A 22214-nucleotide genomic window follows, 5' to 3' on the forward strand; every position below is an offset into this window, starting at 1 on the left:
CTGCCCGCCCCGCCCCGGCGTCCAGGGCACGGGAGACCCGCGGTGCGGCATGGCGGCCGTGCGCGGTGCCGGCCTCCGGCGCCCCTCTCACCGGGCGCCGTTCAGGGCGGTGAGGTGGTGCTGCCGCGTACGACCAGGTGGGTGGCGAGTTCGACGCGGTGATGCTCCGGCGGGTCACCGGCGGCCAGGGTCATGACGAGCTCCGCGGCGGCGGCGCCCATCTTGGCCAGCGGCTGGTGCACCGTGGTCATCGGCGGGTCGGCCCACTGAGCGAGCGGCAGGTCGTCGAACCCGACGACGCTGAGGTCGCCGGGCACCCGAAGCCCCGCGCGCAGGGCCGCCTGGTACACACCCAGGGCCTGAAGGTCGTTGCCCGCGAAGACGGCGGTGGGACGGTCCGGCAGGGCGAGCAGCGCCTCCGCCTCGGTGCGGCCCGCCTCCACGTAGAGCGGGCAGGTCCGCAGGAGCCGGGGATCGACGGGGACGCCCGCGGTCTCCATGGCGGCGCGGTAGCCGTCGAACCGGGCGCGGCAGCACATCACGGTCAGCGGCCCACTGATCACCGCGATCCTGCGGTGCCCGAGCTCCAGCAGGTGCCGGGTGGCCGACAGGCCGCCGTTCCAGTTCGTCGCGCCGACCGAGGGGACCCGGTGACCGGGCTCGCCGTACGGGTCGAGCGCGACGAGCGGGATGGACCTGCTGGCGAGCTGTGCGTGCTTGTGGTCGCTCAGCTCGGCCGAGACGGCGATCACACCGGCGGGGCGCCGGGCCAGGACCTCCTCGATCCACTCGCCGTGGGGAGAGTTGTGTCCTTGCATGTCCGTGACGGCCACGGTCTGGCCGTAGGACCGGGCGACCTGGTTGACACCGCGGATGAGTTCCAGCGCCCACAAGCTGTCGACGGCCTGGAAGAGGATCTCGATGATGGCCGTGGACTCGGCCCGCTCCGGCCGGCGCTGCCAGCCGTGCTCGTGGATCAGCTCCTCGATCCGCCGCCGTGTGGCCACCGACACGCCGGAGCGTCCGTTGATCACCTTGGACACGGTCGGCGGGGACACCCCGGCCAGCGCGGCGATCTGCGCGACCGTGACCTCCTGGCGGCGCCGCGGTCCCATCTCAACGGGAGGGCCTGTGCTGGTCACAGATGGAGTCTACGGAACGAGCAGGAAGCATTCGTGAAATGTTCAGAATCATTCGTGAGATCGATGCGGTGACCTGCGGCAGAGCGACCGGTTCGCCCGAGAGGTGTCCTCCGATCCCGTCTCATCCCATGATGCGGTAACGAAACATGAAGGCCGGAGGTGTTCATCATGATGAGACCAGGCTGGAGGGGCCGCCCCCGGGCGGCACTGTCCATGGCGCTCGCCGTCGGGGTGGCGTCGTTCGCCGTCGTGACCGCGACGAGCCCGGTGCAGGCCGTCGCCCGCCCGCCGCTCGGACAGAGCATCAAGGTCAACCAGGTGGCCTACGCGCCGGGCATGGCCGAGCAGGCGACCGTCGTCACCTCCTCCACCTCGCCGCTGACCTGGAGCCTGCTCAACGGCTCCGACCAGGTGGTGGCGACGGGGACCACGACCGTCTTCGGGCAGGACGGCCCGTCGGGCGACACGGTTCACAAGATCGACTTCTCCTCGTACACCGGAACGGGCACGAACTTCGTGCTCGCCGTGGGCAACGAGTCCAGCCGGTCCTTCGACATCGGCGCCGACGCCTGGAAGAAGCTGCCCTACGACGCGCTGGCGTTCTTCTACCACCAGCGCAGCGGCATCGCGATCGACGCGCAGTACGTGGGAAGCCAGTACGCCCGGCCCGCCGGCCACCTGAACCTCTCGCCCAACCAGGGCGACGACAACGTGCCCTGCCGCAGCGGCTGCGGATACCGGCTCGACGTGCGCGGCGGCTGGTACGACGCGGGAGACCACGGCAAGTACGTGGTCAACGGCGGCATGTCGGCCTGGCAGCTGGTCAACATCTACGAGCGGGCCAAGTACGTCTCCGGCGCGAACAGCACGGCGTTCGGCGACGGCACGATGGCGATCCCCGAGCGGGGCAACGGCGTGCCCGACATCCTCGACGAGGCGCGCTGGGAGATCGACTTCATGCTGAAGATGCAGGTCCCGGACGGGCAGCCGCTCGCCGGCATGGCGCACGCCAAGATCCATGACCAGGCGTGGACCGGCCTGCCGCTGCGGCCCGACCAGGACCCCCAGCCCCGCCTGCTGTCCGCGCCCACCACCGCCGCCACGCTGAACCTGGCCGCGTCCGCCGCGCAGTGCGCCCGGGTCTGGACCCCCATCAACTCCACCTTCTCCAGCCGCTGCCTCACCGCCGCGGAGAAGGCGTACGCGGCGGCCAAGGCCAATCCGTCCGTCATCGCGCCCAGCAACGACGACCAGGGCGGCGGCTCCTACGTCGACACCAAGGTCACCGACGAGTTCTACTGGGCGGCCGCCGAGCTGTACGCCACCACTGGCAAGCAGACCTACCGCGACGACCTCACCCGCTCGTCCCTCTACTACGGCAGGAGCTTCACCAACGAGGGCGCGCAGTGGTCGGAGGTCGGCTCGCTCGGCGACATCACGCTCGCGCTCGTGCCGAACGGCCTGACCTCCACCATCGGCCAGCAGTTGCGCGACCGTTTCGTGAGCAACGGCGACACGCTGCTCGCCGCGATGCGCGGACAGGGCTACCCGGTGCCGTTCGCGCCCTCGGGCGGAGGCTACATCTGGGGCTCGAACAACCTGATACTCAACAACGCCGCCCTGCTCGCGCTCGCCTACGACTTCAGCGGGCAGGAGCGCTTCCGCACCGGCGTGTTCGAGACGATGGCCTACGAGTTCGGGCGCAACCCGCTGGGCCAGTCGTATGTGACCGGGTACGGCGACCAGCCCTCGCGCAACGTCCACCACCGGTTCTGGGCACACCAGCTCGACTCCTCACTGCCCATCGCACCGCCCGGCGCGCTCGCCGGCGGCCCCAACAGCGGGCTGCAGGACCCGGTCGCCCAGGCCCGGCTCAGCGGGTGCAGGCCGCAGAAGTGCTACCTCGACGACATCGAGGCATGGTCGGTCAACGAGGTGGCGATCAACTGGAACGCGGTGCTGGCATGGGTGAGCGCTTGGACCGCGGAGAAGGCCGGCCCGTCTCCGAGCCCGTCGCCCTCCGCGACGCCCACCCCCACCCCGTCGCCCTCCGCGACGCCCAGCCCCAGCCCGTCGCCGTCACCGTCGCCGAGCCCCAGTCCGTCGCCGTCCCCGAGCCCCAGTCCCTCGCCGTCACCTTCCCCCTCGCCGAGCCCGTCGCCGTCGGGGAACACCGGTGATGGCTGCACCGCGACGTACGCCCTCACCAATCAGTGGCCCGGCGGCTTCGGGGCGACCGTCACCGTGAAGAACACCGGAACCGCCACGATCAGCGGATGGACGGCCGCCTGGACCTTCCCCAACGGCCAGACGATCACCCAGCTCTGGAACGCCTCGTACACGGTGAACGGATCCAACGTGAAGGCCGCGAACCTGTCCTGGAACGGGACGCTCGGGGCCGGCGCCTCCACCTCGTTCGGCTTCAACGGCTCCTGGAACGGCACCAACGCGATTCCGTCCCAGGTGACCTGCACTCCCGCCTGACGGACACGGCCCCGCGCGACGACTCCCGGCGCGGGGCCGGCCTACGGCAAAAATGCAGTAGTGACCGATCCGGCCGGAAATGTGAGGATTGGAGTCGTTTGCCGTTGAGTGATAGGTGAAAGCATGTCAGACGAGCACGGCCGCAGGGCGCTGGTGGTACGGGGTGGCTGGGAAGGGCACGTCCCGGTGGAGGCCACCGACCTCTTCATCCCCTTCCTGGAGAAGCAGGGATTCGAGGTACATCGAGCGGAGTCACCAGCCCCCTACGCGGATCCCGCGTTCATGTCCGGGGTCGACCTCATCGTGCAGTGCTACACCATGGGCACGATCGAGCCGGAGGAACTGCGGGGGCTGGAGGCCGCCGTCCGCGCCGGCACGGGACTCGCGGGCTGGCACGGCGGCATCGCCGACTCCTTCCGCGCCTCCTCCGACTACCTGCATCTCATCGGCGGGCAGTTCGCCTGCCATCCAGGAAAGGACCCGGCCGAGCGGGAAGGCTCCCCGGCCGACAACTTCGTCCCCTACACCGTGAACATCCTGCCCGAGGCGAGCACCCACCCCATCACGGCGGGCATCGCGGACTTCGACCTGGTGACCGAGCAGTACTGGGTGCTGGCCGACGACTACGTCGACGTGCTGGCCACCACGACGCAGAAGGTCCGCCCGTGGGACCCCTGGCACCGCGAGGTCACCTCGCCCGCGATCTGGACCCGCCTATGGGGCGACGGGAAGATCTTCGTCGCGACCCCGGGACACAGCCTGGACGTCCTGAACGACGACAACGTGCGCACCATCATCGAGAGGGGGATGCTGTGGGCGAGCCGGTGAACGTCGGCGTCGTCGGGTGCGGCGTCATCTTCGCCCAGTACGGCCAGAGCATCGAACGGCTGCCGGGGCTGCGGCTGACGGCGGTGGCCGACCTGGACCTCGAACGGGCCAGGGAGGCCGTACGGCCCTACCCGGGCGTCGAGGTGCTGAGCGTGGCCGAGTTGATGGCCGACCCGCGCATCGACGTGGTGCTCAACCTCACCATCCCCGCCGCGCACGCCGAGGTCGCGTTGCTGGCCATCGCGGCCGGCAAGGACGTCTACTGCGAGAAGCCCCTGGCCGCGAACGCCGTGGACGCCGCGCGGGTGCTGCGCGCCGCCGCCGACGCCGGGGTGCGCGTGGGGTGCGCGCCCGACACGGTGCTGGGCGTCGGCACCCAGACGGCCCGCAAGGCCATCGACGACGGCCTGATCGGCAGGCCGGTCGCCGCGACCGCGACCATGATGACCCCGGGCCACGAGATGTGGCACCCCAACCCCGACTTCTACTACGCCCCCGGCGGCGGCCCGCTCCTGGACATGGGCCCGTACTACATCACCAGCCTGATCACCCTGCTCGGGCCGGTGACGACGGTCGTCGGCGCCGCCGGGCGCACCCGGGACAAGCGCGTCATCGCCTCGGGCCCCCGCCGCGGAGAGGAGATCCCGGTCACCATCGACACCCACGTCACCGGCGTGCTCGTCCACGCGTCGGGGGCGATGTCCACGCTGGTGATGAGCTTCGACGGGGCGGCCACCACCGCGCCCAAGATCGAGGTGCACGGCGAGCAGGGCTCGCTCTCCGTGCCCGATCCGAACCACTTCGACGGGCCGGTCATGCTGGCGAAGGTCGACGAGCGGAGCTGGGAGCCCCTTCCCGTCTCGGCCGGCTACCTCGAGGCCGGGCGCGGGGTGGGGCTGGCGGACCTCGCGGCGACCCCGGCGGGCCGGGAGCCCCGCGCGGGCGGGACGCTGGCCTACCACGTGCTGGAGGTCATGGAGTCCCTGCTGTCCGCCGCGCACTCGGGAACCGCGGTGCCGCTCACCAGCACCTGCGAACGTCCTCTTCCCGTCGCCCTGCAGCCGGCCGGGTGAGCGGCCGCGCGCGCTCGCGGCAGGTGACCGGCCGCACGCGCCACAGCGGCAGGTGAGCGACCGCGCGCACCGCACCGCAGGTCCTCGTCGCGGGGCGCCCTCGCCCCGCGACGGCGACCTCGGCGTGACCTCGCGCTCCGGGGTGGACTCGCGCTCCGGGGTGGACTCGCGCTCCGGGGTGGACTCGCGCTCGCGGTGATCTCCGGCCCGGGCGGTGATCGCCGCGCTCCCGCCGCGCCGCGGGCGGGAGAGGCCCGGCCGGTGAGGCTACCGGCGGCGGCCGCGGGGCTTCAGGCGGATGGTGGGCAGCGGCGGGGCGGGGATGCGGGCGAGGGCGGTTCCGCCGACGTCACCGAACGCGGCGCCCTCCTCCCACTCCTTGCGGAAGCGCTCGATCTCCTGCTGGTCACGGCCGACGAAGTTCCACCACATGAGGATCTCCTCCTCGAACGGCTCGCCGCCGAGCAGCAGCGCCCGGCCCTGCCCCGGAGAGGCCAGGGCGATCTCGGAGCGTCCGCTGCCCAGGTAGAGCAGCGGGCCGGGGGTCAGCCGCGTCCCGTCGGCCTCGACCTCGCCGGACAGGGCCAGCACCGCGTACTCGAAATCGGGGCGCAGGGGCAGCGTGATGGCCGACCGGTCGTCGAAGGCCACCTCGGCGCCGGTCAGCGGGCTGTGGACGCGGGCCGGCGACACCAGCCCGGCGAGCTCTCCGGCGAAGACGGTCACCTGGACGCCGGGCGCGACCAGCCGCGGCAGGTCCGCGTGGTGCTCGAAGGACGGTTCGGCGTGGCGGGACGCGCCGGGGAGCGCCACCCACAGCTGCACGCCGTGGACCACCGAGTCCGTCCGCACCGACTCCTCGGAGTGGGCGATGGCGCGGCCGGCCGTCATGATGTTCAACCGGCCCGGACTGATGAGCTGCTCGCTGCCGACGCTGTCGCGGTGCAGCACCTCGCCCTCCAGCAGCCACGTCACCGTCTGCAGGCCCGTGTGCGGGTGCGGGCCGACGCTCATGGTGGCCCGCTCGGGGCCGTAGTGGTCGAGGAAGCACCAGGCGCCGACCATGCGGCGTTCGCGGCCGGGCAGCGTCCGGGTCACCTTGATGCCGCGCGTGCCGCCGAGGACGACGTCGCGGCCGTCCAGCAGCTCGCGGACCGGTCCTTCCGCGGCCTCGCCCTCGCCGCCGCAGGCCGTCTCGTGCGGTTCCCGTTCCAGATTGCTCACCCGTGAACAATACGATCCGCCGACCGATGCCCGGAATGTCCCCTACCCGCGCCGCGCACCCCCGGCCGCGCCGCCCCGGCGTCCCGGCGTCCCGCGTCTCCCAGGCGCCGAAGCATCCCGGGGCGTCCGCGCGGGGACGGGGACGCCACGGGCCGGCGGGCGGCGCGGCTACTCGACGGTGACGCTCTTGGCGAGGTTGCGGGGCTTGTCGACGTCGCGTTCGAGGGCGACGGCGGCGTGGTAGGCGAACAGCTGCAGGGGGATGCCGAGCAGGATCGGGTCCAGTTCGACCTCGTTCTTCGGGACCACGATGACGTCCTCGGCCAGCTTGGCGTCGGGGACGCGGTGGCCGACCATGAGCACCTTGCCGCCGCGGGCGCGGATCTCGCCGAGGGTGGTGAGGTTCTTGTCGAGCAGTTCGTCGTCGGGCACGATGGCCACGGTCGGCATGTCGGGGCCGATGAGGGCCAGCGGGCCGTGCTTGAGTTCGCTCGCCGGGTAGGCCTCGGCGTGCACGTAGGAGACCTCCTTGAGCTTCTGGGCGCCCTCGCGGGCCACCGGGTAGCCGCGCACGCGGCCGACGAACATCATGCTCGGGTGCGGGGCGTACTTGCGGGCCAGGGCCTCGATGGCGTCGTTCTGCTTGACGATCTCGGCGATCTGGTCGGGCAGCCTCTGCAGGCCCTCGACGATGCGCCGCCCGTCGGCGGGCGACAGGTCGTGCACCCGGCCGAAGTGCAGGGCGATGAGCGCGAACGCCACGGCGGTGGAGGTGAATGCCTTGGTGGAGGCCACCGAGACCTCCGGCCCCGCGTGCAGGTAGACGCCGCCGTCCACCTCACGGGCGATCGCGCTGCCGACCGCGTTGACGACGCCGAGCACCCGGCCGCCCTTGCGCTTGAGCTCCTGCACGGCGGCCAGGGTGTCGTAGGTCTCCCCCGACTGGCTGACCGCGACGTACAGGGTGTCGTGCTCGACCACCGGGCTGCGGTAGCGGAACTCCGAGGCCGGCTCGGCGTCGGCGGGGATGCGGGCGAGCTCCTCGATGAGCTGGGCGCCGATCTGGCCGGCGTAGTAGGCGGAACCGCAGCCGATGATCTTCACGCGGCGGAAGGCGCGGGTCTCGCGGGCGTCGAGGTTCAGCCCGCCCAGGTGGGCGATGTTGAACCGGCCGTCCAGGCGGCCGCTCAGCGTGCGGGCGACCGACTCGGGCTGGTCGGAGATCTCCTTGAGCAGGTAGTGCTCGTAGCCGCCGGTGTCGTAGTGGCCGGCGTCCCAGTCGACGGTCAGCGGCTCCTTGGAGGTGGCGCGGGCGTCCATGGTGAAGGTGCGGAACCCGTCGGCCTTGAGCACGGCCAGCTCGCCGTCCTCCAGGTGCACCACCTGCCGGGTGTAACGGATCAGGGCGGCCACGTCGGAGGCGGCGAACATCTCCTTCTCTCCGATGCCGATGACGATCGGGCTGCCGTTGCGGGCGACGACGATCTCGCCGGCGCGCTGGGCGTCCAGCACGGCGATGCCGTAGGTGCCGACGATGCTCTTGAGCGCCTTGCGGACCGCCTCCTCCAGGGAGTCGGTGTCCTCGACGGTGCGGCCGATGAGGTGGGCGAGCACCTCGGTGTCGGTCTCGGAGAGGAAGACCGCGCCGTCGGCGACGAGCTTGGCCCGCAGTTCGCCGGCGTTCTCGATGATGCCGTTGTGGACGACCGCGATGCGCTGCGCCGTGTCCAGGTGGGGGTGGGCGTTGACGTCGTTGGGCACGCCGTGGGTCGCCCAGCGGGTGTGGCCGATGCCGAGGCCGCCCTTGAACCGCGCGGGCACGGCCGCCGCCAGGTCGGCCACCCTGCCCTTGACCTTGCGCATCTTCAGGCCCTTGTTGCCGACGACGAGACCGGCCGAGTCGTAGCCGCGGTACTCCAGCCGCTGCAGGCCCTCCAGCAGGATCGGCGCCGCGTCCTTCGGCCCGACGTAAGCCACGATTCCACACATATAGATCTCCTTGGCGTTAGCCGTAAACGATGCGGCGCAGTTGGCGCAACGACAACCCGGGAGCCGCGACGGGGCGGGCGGAGAGCTCGGCGGCGATGGTGGGGAAGATCTGCTCGTTGGTCAGGCCGCGCGCCTTCATCTCGCCGTGGCGGCGGCGGACGTACTCCTCCAGGGACTCCGAGAAGTACGCCACGACCTCGGCGACCACCCGTGCCGCCTCTCCCGGGCGAAGCAGGGTGGTGCGGGTCAGATGCGCGATCAGATCTTCGTGGGAATGCTGCCGTGCCGTTGACACAGGGCGAGACTTTACGCAGGAAAACGGCGGCACGCCAAGAATCCTGCCCGATTCCGGGCAACGATACGCACCCGAGCGTCTCGATCCAGCCCCATCTCGCCGCGCCGCGCCCCTGGTGCGGGTGCGATTCCACCCTCCGGTGCGCACCCCTGTTCCGCGTGGACTGTGCACGCGCGGCCCGGGGACGCGCTAGAGTCATCTGCGTACCCGGAGAGCGGTTCCCTCCGAGGTCATGCGGACGTGGCTCAGCTGGTAGAGCATCACCTTGCCAAGGTGAGGGTCGCGGGTTCGAATCCCGTCGTCCGCTCGGAAAGATCCTGGTGGAGTGGCCGAGAGGCGAGGCAGCGGCCTGCAAAGCCGCGTACACGGGTTCAAATCCCGTCTCCACCTCGACGGGATCTCGCACCGCCGGGATCCGGTAAAGTTGAAAGGCATCGCACGGGCGTCACCGCCCGGGTGATCATGCGGACGTGGCTCAGCTGGTAGAGCATCACCTTGCCAAGGTGAGGGTCGCGGGTTCGAATCCCGTCGTCCGCTCTGATCCTCATCGAGGGCGATTAGCTCAGTGGGAGAGCGCTACCTTGACACGGTAGAGGCCACTGGTTCAATCCCAGTATCGCCCACCAGCACCAGAGGCCCAGCCCGCTGGCCTATGGCTCTTCACCATGCCGCCATGCGGCCCAGAGCCGTCGACTTACTGCTCAGCTCTCACTGATCACGTTCGGCTCCACGTTCAGGCGGAGGCCTGCCAAGCGAGCTCCCAGAAGGTCCTCCTGCACCAGATCAGCGATACGGCGCCGTCGGTCATGGCTGTCGATCCCCATCGCGAGTGAAGCCGCGCTCGAAGGATCGTTCACCATCGCCAGCACCAGAAGAGCGGGAGGGACCGGACGGATGTCGTAGCTCCTGGCCAATTCCGCGGCGCAGGTCATCGCCGTCGCGCACGAAGACGTGAGAGACGCACCGCGCCAGGTGACGCCGGAGCTCGAGCAGGAATCGGCGGCGACCCGTCGCTCGATGGCCTCGGTGGAGCCCGTCAAAAGGCATATCCGCTGCCACTCACCTCTGACGTCACCTTTCATGAGGGTGAGCAGGACGGACTTGGTATCGACGTGGGTCCCACAGGCCTGAGCCCGACCCGCGGCGCTGTCGAGCGCTACCAAGATCGCCTCGCTCCATTCGGCCTCCGGCAGCGGATCGGTATCAGCATCCCCCTGCGTGGCAGCCGAGGCGAGTGTTCCGTCGTCCCACATCGCACGAGCGAAGTCCATCGCCTCCGATATGGCCGCGACATAGGTCCAGGCCGTGCGAGTCCTAGCGCCCCACCCGTACCACGAACCACCCTGCCGAGACGGAACGTGAACCATGACGAGGGTGCCATCGGTGATGTCGCACGCGGCCAAGGACGCGAAGAGCGGATAGGAGCCGGCCTGGCCCAGGAAAGCCTGGAAGTTGCGATACAGCTCAGGCTTGGCCCCGGTGCCGAACAGCAGAACGACCCGGCCATGGTCGAGGTCCTTCGCCAGCATCTCCAGCTCCCACGCGAAGCCAGGATTTACCTGCTTCGGGGTCGCCGAGACCACGACCGCCTGTGCGGTGCGGGCCAACTCCCTCACCTGCTCCTGCCATGACGTGTGTGGCAGCCAGGTCTTGGAGGTGCCAAGCGGCGGCAACACGGTGAGAAGCCTCCTGAACCTCACGCCGGCGGGTCCGATCGCGATGACAGGTCCGTAGCGCCTGAGTACCGTGGTGAAGACCTCTTCGAAGCGTGCGTATTGAAAAAGCGACAGCCAACCGAACAGAGTCTGCCAAATCCCTTGCCTGCTGAATCTACTGCGCGGGATCTTCTGGTGGTCGTCCCCGAAGTTCCGCAGGTACAGGAAGTGGGGCCTTGGATCACTCGCCATCGCTTCGTGAGCCCGCCGCGCGCGTACTCTCTGCGCTACACGGTCAAAGGAGAAGCCGAGGGTACCTCCCAGAAGGATCACGGCGCCGAGCGCGAACGTGGAGTGCGCCTCCCAGCCCAACAGACCGATGAAGTACCAGACCACGAGGATGCTCATCACACTCGCGAGAGAAAGCCCCGCGAGCACTACGAGAAGGAGGAGGTAGGCAACTCTCCGCAAGTGCAGTTTGCCCGAACCGAGATTTGGACGCAGGCTCGGCCTCGACAGGATCCGTTGTCGGCCGCCGCGGAGGAGTCGCAGTCCGACCGCGCCCGCGGCCACGGCGGCAAGGCCGTGGAAGACGGCAGTACCTGGCCGGGCCTCCGAATAGTCGGCCAGCAGGCTCCCGGCGAAGAGAAGCGACAGGACGAGCAGCGCCTTACCCCACCAACGTCGACGGCTTGCGCGGCGCAGACGACTGGCGATCCCGCCGATGTCGCGAATCCTTGCGTCGGCGTCCCGCATCTGGAATGTTTCCGCATTGCGGCGCACGTTGAGCATCCCCCCGCCAACTATAAGCAACCACATGAGCGCCAGACCGGAGATGAGTCCAGAGACGGGCGGAAGGCCGTCCACTGCGCGCGCACGCATGGGGGAACCGGGCAAGCGGCTCGCCAATTGCCGTGCACCCGCGGCCGACAGGGCCGAGCATTCCTCCGCACCGAGCGAACCACATCTGAGAAGCAGAATGATGTTGACCCGTCCCTGCAGCCACGCTCGGCTGAGGTATCCATCCTGACTGTGTTCGACCATGTCCACGTACTCGCCCAGCGCACTCGGCGGCCGCGCGTCGGACCGGCGGGAGGCGTGCGCAAAGGAGTACTGGCGGATCAGTTTCCCCATCTGCTCTTCGTCGCACGAGAACCAGACCAACGTCATCCGGAGATCGTCAGAACGTCGCCATGCGCGCCTGTATCCATCACACCCCGGCGTATCGGGCACGGACAAGTGAACGGCAACAAGTCTTTGCTCCCCATACAGGGACCAATCGCCCGCAATCACCCCATTTGGGCTGAATGCCGCCAAGATATCCTCTGGCGACGGCGCGTGGGCGTGCGCAGCAGCCTCCGCAAAGACACCCATGCCGAGCATCCACGTGATCAGGACGCACAGGAGAGATCGCATACGACTCACACCGTCCTTCGCTCACGATGAGTCCGATACAGCTCTACAGCATGCCGAAAGAAGGCGTAACGCGCATGAATGCGCGCAGACGGCCTACAACAACGCCACATCCGCCTACAGCGCCCCAGAAGGCGTCACCCGACAGTGCGGAAAGGGAAATATATCCATATTTCGGCGACATCAGGGCGGCATGGACGAGACTCTTCCGAGATGATCTTATGATGTTGAGCCAGGCGCCCATGACGGGCGGACGTCACCGTGTCCAGCGGCCACAGGCATGTCAATGTGAGCCTGGGGGTGCGCTCATCTCTCGGAGCCACGACGCGCCCGGAGGAGGATGCCATGACCGCCATGAACTCCGGCAAGCCGGTGATCTTCATCAGCCACACGGAGGCCGACAAAGCGATCGCCGATGCCGTGCGAGATGCCCTCATCGCACTGTTCGGGCCTGACGCCATATCTGTGGAGTATTCCACCAGTCGAGAACTGGGAGGTGGTGTCCAGTTCGGGGAGAACTGGTTCCAGTGGATCGCCGAGAAGGTTCAGACCGCGACCGTCACCCTCGTTCTGCTCACTCCGGCATCAGTGCACAAGCCGTGGGTCCTATGGGAGGCAGGAGCGGTCTACGGGGCGGCCCTCTCCGGATCACGGGCCAACTTACGCAGCGTACGCCCCATCGCCTTCCAGATTGGCATGAACGACGTCCCCTCCCCGCTCCTGAGCAGTCACGCGCACATCGCGCGCGGCGACGTATTCTCCGACGTGCGACTTCTCCTCAACGAGTTCATCGAACAATTCAGCGGCGACGACCGGGCCTCGACGATCAGGGCCGCACAGAACGTCGAGAGGGTCGCAAGCCGTTGGCTCACCACCGTCACCGAGGCACTGCGGACCGCTCCCCTGACTCCGACCGAGCCGATCGTCGCCGAATGGTGCGAGAGACTGGCGGCTCTGGCCTCAGATGACCGAGCGTCAGAGGTCCGCCAGGTCCACGACTGGTTGCTGTTGGCCTTCGGCCAGAAAGCCGATGTGGAGGAACGTCCCATCGACATACGCCTGCACCGCAGGCTCGCTCAGCTTTACATGGCCGCCAAACGCTATGGCGAGGCGGCACAGCAGTTCGAGATGGCCCGCCGACTGTCCCCACGCGACCTGTTCGTCCTGCGGTCCCTCGGCCAGGCTCAGCTCGCCTGCCGGGACTACGAGAACGCGAGAAGGACCATCGAGGGAATCGAAGATCTCGCCCCCGAGGCCTTTGTGACGAACGTGGAATGCGCGGCACTGAAAGGCCGATGGTTCAGAGAACAAAACCGCATCAGGGAAGCCCGAGAAGTATACGCCGCGGCGTTCATCGTGAATCCGGACTCCTACTATCTCGCGGACCTGCTCGGCATGTCGGAATTGCAACTGGGGCGACTCCAGGATGCCGCGAGAGTCTACCGGCAGGCGATCCAGATCATCGACCGGCTCTCTGAGCGGAACATGTGGGTCAACGCCACCGCCGCGACGGCGGCCATAGTCAGCGGCGATCTGCTTCACGCCGGAGACTACCTGCGAGCGGTCAGGCAATACAATCCCACGGACGCCGAGATTGAGAGCATCCTGCAGGGACTCCATCGGCTGCAGGCGCCTCTGGGGGTGACCGCCGAGCAAATGGCCGCATGGACGTCCATCCTCCAGGACGACAATTCCTCGCGATGAACACTTCCCTTCTCCGTAGGGGTGTTAGACTGCGGCGAATTCGTCGACATCACCGAGGAGATCGATGAACAGGCGTGTGTTCATCCGTGACCATGACCACGAAAGGATCTTCGAGGAGCCCCTGATCGGACGGCGCCAATGAAGCCGTGGACGGCGAAGGCGGACGACAATATGGACGCGTTGCATCATGAGAACTCCAATCGGCCGAGTGGTGAAGCCCGGTGACTCAGACACCCGGGTCCACCCCGTCGCAGGAGGTCATCGACCTCTATAAACTCGCCGTGGAGATGGCCGACCGGGTGTCCGCCCGCAGGGGAACCTCGAACTCCTTCTTCCTGTCGGTACAGACCGCGTTCGTCGCGGTGTTGGGACTCGCCGATCCCGACCTTGCCACGTCACTGTGGGCCTCGATAGCCGTCGCGCTCGCCGGCATCGCCTTATCGGCCACCTGGTGGCTGCAGCTCAAGAGCTATCGCGATCTTAACCGAGCCAAATTCGAGATAATCAACGAGATCGAGGAACAACTTCCCGTCAAGCTCTTCTCCGAAGAGTGGGCTGCCCTTCGACGAGACCCCATCCCCTCTTGGCGCACCCGGTATGCCGAACTAGGCATGAGTGAACGACGCGTTCCTTTCGTTTTCATGGCACTGCATATCCTGCTCTTCGTGGGAAGGATCACGGGCTGATCTCCCGATCACCGCACACCATCCATCCGTCGCCGATCCTGCGGCCTCTCGGTTTCGGACCGTCGCCGCCCAAGCCCTCCGAAGCGCCTTACGGCGCGCCGGTTGCGTGCGGAGCGCAGTCAGGGTTCGGCGAAGCCGCTGAGGGGGTGGCGGCTTGTGGGGAAGTTCGTCCGCGGCGGATGACGTATTCAGCGGCGGCCAGGGCGATCGCGCCGAGCAGCACCTCGCTGACCGTGGAGACCAGGCGGCTGGCCACCGCCACCACGGCGGCGGCCGGGGCGGGCAAAACGACGCTCAGCGCCGCCGTCAGCACCGCCTCGCGGACGCCGATGCCGTCGGGGATGAACACGGCCGCGATGCCGATCGTCGTGGCCAGAGTGAACGCCCCGACGCACAGCGCGAGCGACCGGGCCGCGGGCGCGCCCATGGCGATGGCCAGCGGCCACAGGTGCAGCCCGGTGACCACCCACGACAGGCTCTGCCAGCCGACCGCCAGCCGCACCCCGCGGACCGAGGCGGCCTTGGCCGCCGTCGGCCGGCGCAGCAGCCGCAGCAGCAGCGCGGACCCGCGGTTGATCAGTTGCGGCCGCACCAGGACGACCACGATGAGCACGGCGGCGCCCGCCAGCCACCCCGCCTGCGCGCCGAGCATCTGCACGCCCGCCAGCAGCCCGACCGTGAACCCGCTCAGCAGCACCAGGCTCATGACCACCGCCGCCGTGCTGATCAGCCGGGCGAAGGTGACGCCGTTGGCGGTGGCCACCTTGGTGATGGCGATGATACCGGGCACCCTTCCCGGCACGTACTTCGACAAGAAGCCCACGAAGAAGATGCGCACCACGCGCGGCTCGCTTACTGGCGGGCCGATCTCCAGCAGCACCACCCGCCAGGCCAGGAACCCGAACGACAACCCGGCCATGCTGGCCAGCAGCGCGCCGGCCAGCAGCAGGGTGATCTGCGCCGGGTCGCGCCGGGTGAACAGGACGCCGACCACCCCCCAGTCGAGCCGGGACAGCGTCAGCGCGATGGCGCCCGCGACGGCCAGCGCGAAGGCCGCGATCAACGCCCGCTTCAGCGGGCGGGGCAGGCGCGGGAGCCGCAGCCGCCGCAGCGGCCCCGGGATCCGGGGAGGCCGGAACCGCCGTGCCGGTGGGGGGACGCTGCTCGCGCTCACTCGCGCGCACCGGCCGTCGAGGCCGGGGACAGGCCGGTCCTGACCGGCTCGCCCTGCCGGCGGGCCAGCTCGTAGGCGACGCGTAGCAGCCCCACGCAGGCGCCGAGGAAGAACGCGGTGTGGAAGCAGAGCTGCATCCAGCTCACCCACAGGGCGAAGCGGGCGCCCCGGTATCGGTAGGTGAACCCGATGAACCTGCTGTTCATGCGCAGGAACACCGCCAGCGTCGCCGCCGGCACGAGCAGCAGCCAGGGGCTGAGCAGGGCGAGCGGCAGCGTGAGGAAGGTCGCCGTCGCCGAGGCGGAGGAGACCCGCGGCGGCTTGCGGCGCCTGTGCTGGCCGGTCCCGATCATGTTGAGCTGGAAGCCGACCCGGCCCTCCGCGCGCAGCCGCCGCGCCCGCACCATGATCAGCGGAAGCGTGGTCGAGCGGACGAACCGCTCCACCAGGCACCCCCAGAACCGGTCCTCGTCGTCGGCCCGGGTGACCACCGAGGTGTCCACCACGAGCCGGTAGCGGGACGGGACCCGCGTGCCGAACTCGAAGTCCTCGCCGTCGCGCAGCCGCTCGTCCAGGCGCCCCGCCTCCTCGAAGACGTGGCGCGGGATCAGCGTGCAGGACAGGAACGTCGCGGTGGTCTGGCTGCGCTCGTAGTGCTCGCAGATGACCCGGTACCGCTCCACGGGGCCGTCGTCGTACAGCGGCTCCTTGTCGTAGATGCCCTGCACCATCCCCGCGTCGGGCGTCCGCCGGTAGGCCCTGACCGCGTTGTGGACGGCGTCCGGCGCGAGCGCGGTGTCGGAGTCCACGAAGAACAGCAGCGGGGCGGAACTGCTCGCCACGCCGAGGTTGCGCGCGCCGGCCGGGCCCTGGTTGCGCGGCGGCTCGACGATCGTGCACGGGAACTTCCGCGCGATGTCCAGCGAGCCGTCGGTGCTGACGTCGTCGACGACGATCACCTCGGCCGCCGGGTAGGTCTGCGCGTACACCGATTCCAGGCAGGCGCGGAGGGTCTTGTTCTTGTTGTAGTTGGGCACGATGACCGCGACATCACCACGCCAGGCCATCTCGTCAGGCATATCCGTTCCCTTCGTCGGTAAGGTCCCCGGCCGTGCCCCGCGCGCCGGTCAGGACACCGACATGACCACGCGCTGGGCCCGATGGTCGGACAGCCCCGCCGAGCCGGGCAGCTCGTAGCGGTGCACGGCCACGTCCGGGGTGGTGTACAGCCAGTCGATCCGCCACAGCTCGGCGGTCCCGGCCAGGTAGGTCGCCGGATAGAGGGACGAGAGCGCCGGCGTCCGGTCGACCAGCCGCTCGGGGAGCAGGCGGCGGATGCCCATCGCCGGGGAGGTGTTGAGGTCGCCGGCGAGCACCACGGGGTTGCGGTTGGCCGCGATGTCCGCGCTGATCGCCCGGAAGCTCGCCTCGCGCCGCAGGGTGTGACTGTGATCGAGGTCGCGCGACTCGGCGCTCCACAGCCGCCATTCGGTCGGCGGCTGGGAGATCTGGCCGTCGTAGAAGGAGACCACCTTCCCGCCGACCTCGATGTCGGTGCGCAGCGTCTCGACCGTGTAGCCCTCGGTCCAGGCGCGCAGCGCCTCGGGGATCGGCTTCTGGTCGGCCGGCAGCCACGGGCGCACGTCCAGGCCGCGGTGGGCGACGATGGGGAACCGCGACAGCGTGATCTGCTCGCCGGACACCGCGATGTGGTAGCCGGGGAACTCCCGGCGCAGCTCGGCCGTCTTGTCAATGCGCTTGGCCAGGTCGGCCGTCCAGCGCTGCGAGGACATGTCGCCCGCCGCGGTGTCGACGTAGAGGTACTCCATCAGCAGGTAGACATCGGCGTTCAGGCTGTGCAGGTAGGCGTAGAACTCGGGGGAATACCGGTCGCCCTCGGCGGTGCGCCAGTCCTGGTCCCAGAACTCGGTGTTCCAGGCGGCCACGGTGATGGCCCCCGGCGGCGCGGGCGGCGGCGTGTACCACAGGGTTTCGTAGTTCACCCCGCTGCGCCCGGCGCCGAGCAGCACGGTGACCAGCAGCAGCGACATGATGCGCCAGCGGACCGGACGGGCCAGCGGCGCCACGAGCATCAGCGCCACCGGGACCGCGAGGAACAGCAGCGGCGGGATCAGGTCGATCGGCGCCCACACTGAGGTGCGCCCGCTGGCCAGCAGGTGGCACACCACGAACACCAGCCACGCCACGGAGGCGGTCACGACGAGCTTGGTGCCCAGGCACCATCGCCGTCGCGGGCGGACAGCACGCCCGACGCGCGTCGCCCAGCCCGCACCGGGCTCGGACGGCGGGCTGACGGGCTGCTCCTCGATCACGGCGTCCCGGTCGCGCATCGACACCATCCTCGGAGAGATCGACACCATTCTCGGTGCGTGGGTCGGCGTCGAACGTATTGACGCGGTCTTGTCGCATCCTTGTCAGCCGCGCATCCTTGTCAGCCGCGCACCCTTGTCAGCCGCGCCGCCGGAGGCCCGGCCCGGAGGACGGACGCGACAAGAATGGGACAAGCCCCCGTGCTTAGCGTGAAACGGACACGAGGTCGGACACCCCCGTGTCGCGACCACGGCTTCTAGCCACTGGAGCACACCATGAGTCGGGAGCACCCCCTGGTCTCCGTCATCATCCCCAGCTACAACCGGTCCGACGTGTTGCGACTCTGCCTGGATGCGCTGAAGGCACAGACCTACCCGCACATCGAGGTCATCGTGGTGGACGACTGCGGCACCGAGGACGCGGCCGAGGTCGCCGCCTCCAAGGGCGCGAAGGTGCTGCGCACGGAGGTCAACGGCGGGCCGACCCGCGCGCGCAACCTCGGCGCCGAGCACGCCACCGGCGAGATCCTGTTCTTCCTCGACGCCGACATCGCCCTGGACCCCGACGCCGTGCAGAACGCGGTGGAGATCCTCGACGCCCAGCCCTCGGTCGGCGCGCTCGGCGGGATCCTGCTCCCCGAGTCGCTGATGTCCCAGAGCCTCGCCTCCCAATATCGCGCGCTGCAGATGTACCGCTGGTGGATGCCGGCCCACCGCCCGACCCTGGAGCTGCACGCGGCGGTGCTCGCCGTGCCGGCCAAGGTGTTCGCCGAGGTCGGCCCGTTCGACCCCGAGCTGCGCGAGACCGTCTCCTCCGACTACCGCGTGCGGGTGAACCGCGACCACGAGGTGCGGCTCACCGACACGGTGCGCGGGCGCAAGGACCACGACGCCACCGTGCGGACGATCCTGCGCAAGGTGTTCCGCCGCGCCCGCCTCAGCGCGATGGACTGGCGCCAGGGCGAGACGCCCGGCGACTCGGTGCCTCGCGCGGTCGGCGGCGTCCTGCTGCTGGCCGCGGTCCCGGCCCTGGCGCTGCCCCTGGTGGCCGGCCGCGCCGGCGCGCTGGTCCCGCCCGCGCTCGTGGCCGCCGCCGCCGCGCTGGACGGCACGACCTACCGGTTCGCCTTCGCCCAGCGGGGCGTCCCGTTCGGCGTCTACTTCTCCGGCGTCCATCTCGCCGTCACCTTCACCGGCGCCCTCGGCGGGGCGGTGGGCGTCCTGCAACGCCTGGCGCTCTCGCGCCTCACCAAGCCCGCGCAGCTGCTCGCCGCGCAGGACTAGGCGCCATGCGCGTCATCGGCACCGGGTTCGGCAGAACAGGGACGCTGTCGCTGAAGACGGCGCTGGAGCGGCTCGGCCTCGGGCCGTGTCATCACATGGTGGACGTGTTCCACCACCCCGGCCGGATCAGGCCGCTGCTGGAGGCCGGGCTCAGGCACGGACGGGACGTGAACTGGGACGACGTGCTCATCGGCTACGAGTCGTGCGTGGACGGGCCGACCTCCGCGCACTGGCGGGCGCTGGCCGAGTACTACCCCAAGGCGAAGATCGTCCTTACCGTGCGCGATCCCGAGCGGTGGCTGGACAGCATGCGCGGCACGCTGTTCATGCAGCGGCAGCGAATGAACTCGCTGCCGGGCCGGGCGGCGGTCGCGCTGTCGTCGCTGCTGGGCACCGATCTCGCCGCGTTCGTCAAGATGGTGGACACCACCCTCGACGCGCGCACCTTCCGGACCCCGGCCGACCGCGCGCCGGAACGCGCCATCGAACTGTTCAGGGCGCACACGGCCGAGGTCGTCGCCACCATCCCGGCCGAGCGGCTCCTGATCTTCGACGCGCGTGAGGGCTGGGAGCCGCTCTGCGCCTTCCTGGAGGTCCCCGTGCCGGACGAGCCCTTCCCCCGGGTCAACGGAGGCTCGGAGTTCACCAGGACCGGCCGGGGCCGCGCCGCGCCGCTGCTGCTGCGCCGGAGCGGGTGACCGGTGCCGCCGGGGACCGGCCGCCGGAGGCGCCCAGCCCTCGTCTCCGCCGCGCGTCCCGCGACGCCGCCTCCCCCTCTTCCGCGAAGAAGCGGCAAGTAACCGTCATCACCCTGCGGACGGCCCGAAAGGGGTCATCGATCATGGACGAACGAAGGCCGCTCGTCTCGGTCATCGTGCCGAACTACAACTACGCCCGCACGCTCGGGCTGTGCCTGGAGGCACTCGAGCGCCAGACCTATCCCCACATCGAGGTCATCGTCGTCGACGACCGCAGCACCGACGAATCGGTGGAGATCGCCCACCGGCACGGCGTGCGCGTCGTGGTGACCGACACCAACATCGGCGCCCCCGCGGCGCGCAACCTCGGCGTGGGACACGCGCGCGGGGAGGTTCTGTTCTTCCTGGACTCCGACCTGGCGCTCGCCGAGGACGTGGTCGAGCACGCGGTGGACCTGCTCACCGCGGACCCCGCGATCGGGGTGGTGTGCGGCACCTACGACCCCGAGCCGCTGATCGCCGACAGCATGGTGGAGCGGTACCGCAGCCTCCAGCTCCACTACTGGATCTCCGGCGACGAGGGCGACATCACCACCATCTACTCCGCGCTGTTCGCGATGCGGGCGGAGGTCTTCCGCGAGGTGGGGCCGCTCAACCCCGCGCTGCGGCACAGCGAGAACGCCGAGTACGGCCACCGCGTCACGCAGCGGTACCGCATCGTGCTGGACAACAGGATCATCGGCAGGCACGACCACGACGACCGGCTGAGCGTGGTGCTGTCGAAGTTCTTCCACCGCGCCCGCCTGCACATCCCGCTGTACCTGCGCCGCCCCGACTTCAACGGCGGCCCGGCCAACAGCAGCCGCGGGTGGGGGTCGCTGGCCGCGCTGTTCGCCGTGCTCACCGCTCCCCTGCCGGCGCTGCTCGGCCCCCTGTGGCTGGTCGCGCCGATCGCGCTGCTGCTCGGGTCGATCGCCTCCGACCTCGGCATGTACCGGTTCGTCCTGCGCTACGCGGGCCTGCCGTTCACCCTGTACTTCGCCGCGGTGCACTTCCTGGTGAACGTCACCGTCGCGGTGGCGGTGTTCGCCGGCGCCGCCCAATGCGTGCTGTCGAGCCGGTTCCGCCGCACCTACGACATCCCCGCCCGCTCGGCGTCGGTGGAGGTGTGACGATGACCGGCCACTCCCCGCTGGTGTCGGCGATCGTGCCCAACTACAACTACGCCGCCTCGCTGGAGCTGTGCCTGCGCGCGTTGCAGGGGCAGACCTACCGGCCGATCGAGCTGATCGTGGTGGACGACGGCAGCACCGACGACTCGGTCGAGGTGGCGCGGCGGCTCGGCGTGCGAGTCGTGCGCACCGAGCGCAACATGGGCGTGGCCGGCGCGCGCAACCTCGGCGTCGCCCACGCCACCGGTGAGATACTCGTGTTCGTGGACTCCGACGTCGCCGCCTACCCCGACTCGGTCGAGGTGGCGGTGCGGATGCTCGACGGCGATCCCGGGCTCGGCGCCGTGTGCAGCATCCACGACCCCGAGCCGCTGATCCGCGACAGCCTCGTCGAGGAGTACCGCGCCCTGCAGTACTACTACTGGACGGCCAGCTCCGAGGGGCCGATCTCGTTCCTGTTCCCGGCGCTGGTCGCCATGCCCCGCCGCGTGTACGACGAGATCGGGCCGTTCAACACCGAGCTGCGCGAGACCGAGGAGGTCGACTACGGTCACCGCCTCACCCAGCGGTACGAGATGGTGCTCACCACCGCCGTGCGCTCGCGGCACGACCATGACGACAAGCTGTTCAAGCTGCTGCGCAAGCTGTACCGGCGGGGGCGGGCGCGGGTGCCGCTCTACGCGCAGCGGCGGCGCTTCGCCCGCGGGTTCGAGACCGGAAGCCGGGCCGGCGGCAGCCTGGCCGCGCTCGCGGCGCTCGCCGCGGTGCCGGTGGCCGTCCTGCTCGGCCCGGCCGGCGCCGTGCTGCCGGCGCTCGCCCTGGCGGTGTCGCTCCTGGCCGATCTCGGCATGTACCGCTTCGTGCTGCGCAGGCGCGGCCCGTCGTTCCTGCTGTACTTCGGCGCCGTGCACTTCCTGGTGAACGTGACCATCGCGGCCGGGGTGGCGGCCGGGGTGGTGCGGTGGCTGTGCTCGGCGAGGTTCCGCAGGCTCTACGACACCGACCTGCTCGTGCGGCCGGCGGCCGCCGGGGAGGCGGCGACGTGACGGCCCCCCGGGGTCCG

Annotated in this window: 17 protein-coding genes and 4 tRNA genes; 13 read left to right on the forward strand and 8 right to left on the reverse strand. The window is 69.7% G+C overall.

The genetic code is table 11. The annotated features are described in order from the left end of the window. Positions 1–101: 101 nt before the first annotated feature. Positions 102–1142, reverse strand: coding sequence for a LacI family DNA-binding transcriptional regulator (locus ACWEN6_RS17265; RefSeq protein ID WP_452571077.1), 1041 nt, complete (start codon positions 1140–1142; stop codon positions 102–104). A gap of 168 nt (positions 1143–1310) precedes the next feature. On the opposite strand from ACWEN6_RS17265, the gene ACWEN6_RS17270 reads away from it, so the two are divergent. From ACWEN6_RS17270 to ACWEN6_RS17280, 3 genes are all read left to right on the forward strand, one after another. Continuing rightward, a complete protein-coding gene (locus ACWEN6_RS17270) occupies positions 1311–3626 on the forward strand; it encodes a glycoside hydrolase family 9 protein (RefSeq protein ID WP_452571078.1) in 2316 nt (771 codons plus the stop codon). Positions 3627–3749: 123 nt separating this feature from the next. Further along, entirely contained in the window at positions 3750–4454 is a 705-nt protein-coding gene (locus ACWEN6_RS17275; RefSeq protein WP_380830908.1) for a ThuA domain-containing protein, read from the forward strand. Then, positions 4439–5527, forward strand: a complete 1089-nt coding sequence (locus ACWEN6_RS17280) for a Gfo/Idh/MocA family protein (protein ID WP_452571079.1) — start codon at positions 4439–4441, stop codon at positions 5525–5527. Before ACWEN6_RS17275 ends, ACWEN6_RS17280 begins: the two co-directional genes overlap by 16 nt. A 267-nt stretch (positions 5528–5794) precedes the next feature. Here ACWEN6_RS17280 and ACWEN6_RS17285 read toward each other — a convergent pair whose 3' ends face one another. The 3 genes from ACWEN6_RS17285 to ACWEN6_RS17295 form a co-directional block, all read right to left on the reverse strand. Continuing rightward, on the reverse strand, positions 5795–6751 hold the full coding sequence (locus ACWEN6_RS17285) for a pirin family protein (protein WP_452571080.1): 957 nt from the start codon (positions 6749–6751) through the stop codon (positions 5795–5797). Positions 6752–6919: 168 nt separating this feature from the next. After that, complete coding sequence (gene glmS / locus ACWEN6_RS17290) at positions 6920–8740, reverse strand: glutamine--fructose-6-phosphate transaminase (isomerizing) (protein WP_452571081.1); 1821 nt, start codon at positions 8738–8740, stop codon at positions 6920–6922. Between the two features lie 16 nt (positions 8741–8756). Next, entirely contained in the window at positions 8757–9035 is a 279-nt protein-coding gene (locus ACWEN6_RS17295) for a hypothetical protein (protein WP_452571082.1), read from the reverse strand. 234 nt (positions 9036–9269) lie between these two features. Here ACWEN6_RS17295 and ACWEN6_RS17300 point away from each other — a divergent pair. The 4 genes from ACWEN6_RS17300 to ACWEN6_RS17315 all read left to right on the forward strand — a co-directional run bounded on the left by ACWEN6_RS17300 (position 9270) and on the right by ACWEN6_RS17315 (position 9661). Beyond that, positions 9270–9342: transfer RNA gene (locus ACWEN6_RS17300), tRNA-Gly, on the forward strand. Between the two features lie 12 nt (positions 9343–9354). Continuing rightward, a tRNA-Cys gene (locus ACWEN6_RS17305) sits at positions 9355–9425 on the forward strand. A gap of 74 nt (positions 9426–9499) precedes the next feature. After that, positions 9500–9572: transfer RNA gene (locus ACWEN6_RS17310), tRNA-Gly, on the forward strand. Between the two features lie 14 nt (positions 9573–9586). Then, positions 9587–9661: transfer RNA gene (locus ACWEN6_RS17315), tRNA-Val, on the forward strand. Between the two features lie 75 nt (positions 9662–9736). On the opposite strand, the gene ACWEN6_RS17320 is transcribed toward ACWEN6_RS17315, so the two are convergent. Next, the gene (locus ACWEN6_RS17320) at positions 9737–11860 is read right to left on the reverse strand and encodes a hypothetical protein (protein WP_452571083.1); all 2124 of its coding nucleotides are present in this window, start codon (positions 11858–11860) and stop codon (positions 9737–9739) included. Between the two features lie 588 nt (positions 11861–12448). On the opposite strand from ACWEN6_RS17320, the gene ACWEN6_RS17325 reads away from it, so the two are divergent. Both ACWEN6_RS17325 and ACWEN6_RS17330 read left to right on the forward strand, forming a co-directional pair. Further along, positions 12449–13807 (forward strand): TIR domain-containing protein, encoded by a 1359-nt coding sequence (locus ACWEN6_RS17325; RefSeq protein ID WP_452571084.1) that lies wholly within the window; start codon positions 12449–12451, stop codon positions 13805–13807. 221 nt (positions 13808–14028) lie between these two features. Further along, positions 14029–14493, forward strand: a complete 465-nt coding sequence (locus ACWEN6_RS17330; protein WP_452571085.1) for a RipA family octameric membrane protein — start codon at positions 14029–14031, stop codon at positions 14491–14493. Positions 14494–14581: 88 nt separating this feature from the next. On the opposite strand, the gene ACWEN6_RS17335 is transcribed toward ACWEN6_RS17330, so the two are convergent. The 3 genes from ACWEN6_RS17335 to ACWEN6_RS17345 are packed head-to-tail and all read right to left on the reverse strand — an operon-like array spanning position 14582 to position 18018. Continuing rightward, positions 14582–15667, reverse strand: coding sequence for a lysylphosphatidylglycerol synthase domain-containing protein (locus ACWEN6_RS17335; protein WP_452571086.1), 1086 nt, complete (start codon positions 15665–15667; stop codon positions 14582–14584). Next, the gene (locus ACWEN6_RS17340; RefSeq protein WP_452571087.1) at positions 15664–16746 is read right to left on the reverse strand and encodes a glycosyltransferase family 2 protein; all 1083 of its coding nucleotides are present in this window, start codon (positions 16744–16746) and stop codon (positions 15664–15666) included. Before ACWEN6_RS17340 ends, ACWEN6_RS17335 begins: the two co-directional genes overlap by 4 nt. A gap of 48 nt (positions 16747–16794) precedes the next feature. Then, on the reverse strand, positions 16795–18018 hold the full coding sequence (locus ACWEN6_RS17345; RefSeq protein WP_452571088.1) for an endonuclease/exonuclease/phosphatase family protein: 1224 nt from the start codon (positions 18016–18018) through the stop codon (positions 16795–16797). 255 nt (positions 18019–18273) lie between these two features. Here ACWEN6_RS17345 and ACWEN6_RS17350 point away from each other — a divergent pair, with 255 nt between their 5' ends. The 4 genes from ACWEN6_RS17350 to ACWEN6_RS17365 all read left to right on the forward strand — a co-directional run bounded on the left by ACWEN6_RS17350 (position 18274) and on the right by ACWEN6_RS17365 (position 22197). Beyond that, entirely contained in the window at positions 18274–19281 is a 1008-nt protein-coding gene (locus tag ACWEN6_RS17350; protein WP_452571089.1) for a glycosyltransferase family 2 protein, read from the forward strand. Positions 19282–19286: 5 nt separating this feature from the next. Further along, positions 19287–19979 (forward strand): sulfotransferase family protein, encoded by a 693-nt coding sequence (locus tag ACWEN6_RS17355; RefSeq protein ID WP_380830902.1) that lies wholly within the window; start codon positions 19287–19289, stop codon positions 19977–19979. A gap of 143 nt (positions 19980–20122) precedes the next feature. Beyond that, the gene (locus ACWEN6_RS17360; RefSeq protein ID WP_452571090.1) at positions 20123–21151 is read left to right on the forward strand and encodes a glycosyltransferase family 2 protein; all 1029 of its coding nucleotides are present in this window, start codon (positions 20123–20125) and stop codon (positions 21149–21151) included. Between the two features lie 2 nt (positions 21152–21153). Next, positions 21154–22197 (forward strand): glycosyltransferase family 2 protein, encoded by a 1044-nt coding sequence (locus ACWEN6_RS17365; RefSeq protein ID WP_452571091.1) that lies wholly within the window; start codon positions 21154–21156, stop codon positions 22195–22197. Positions 22198–22214: the final 17 nt, after the last annotated feature.

The organism is Sphaerisporangium sp. NPDC004334, from assembly GCF_053602655.1.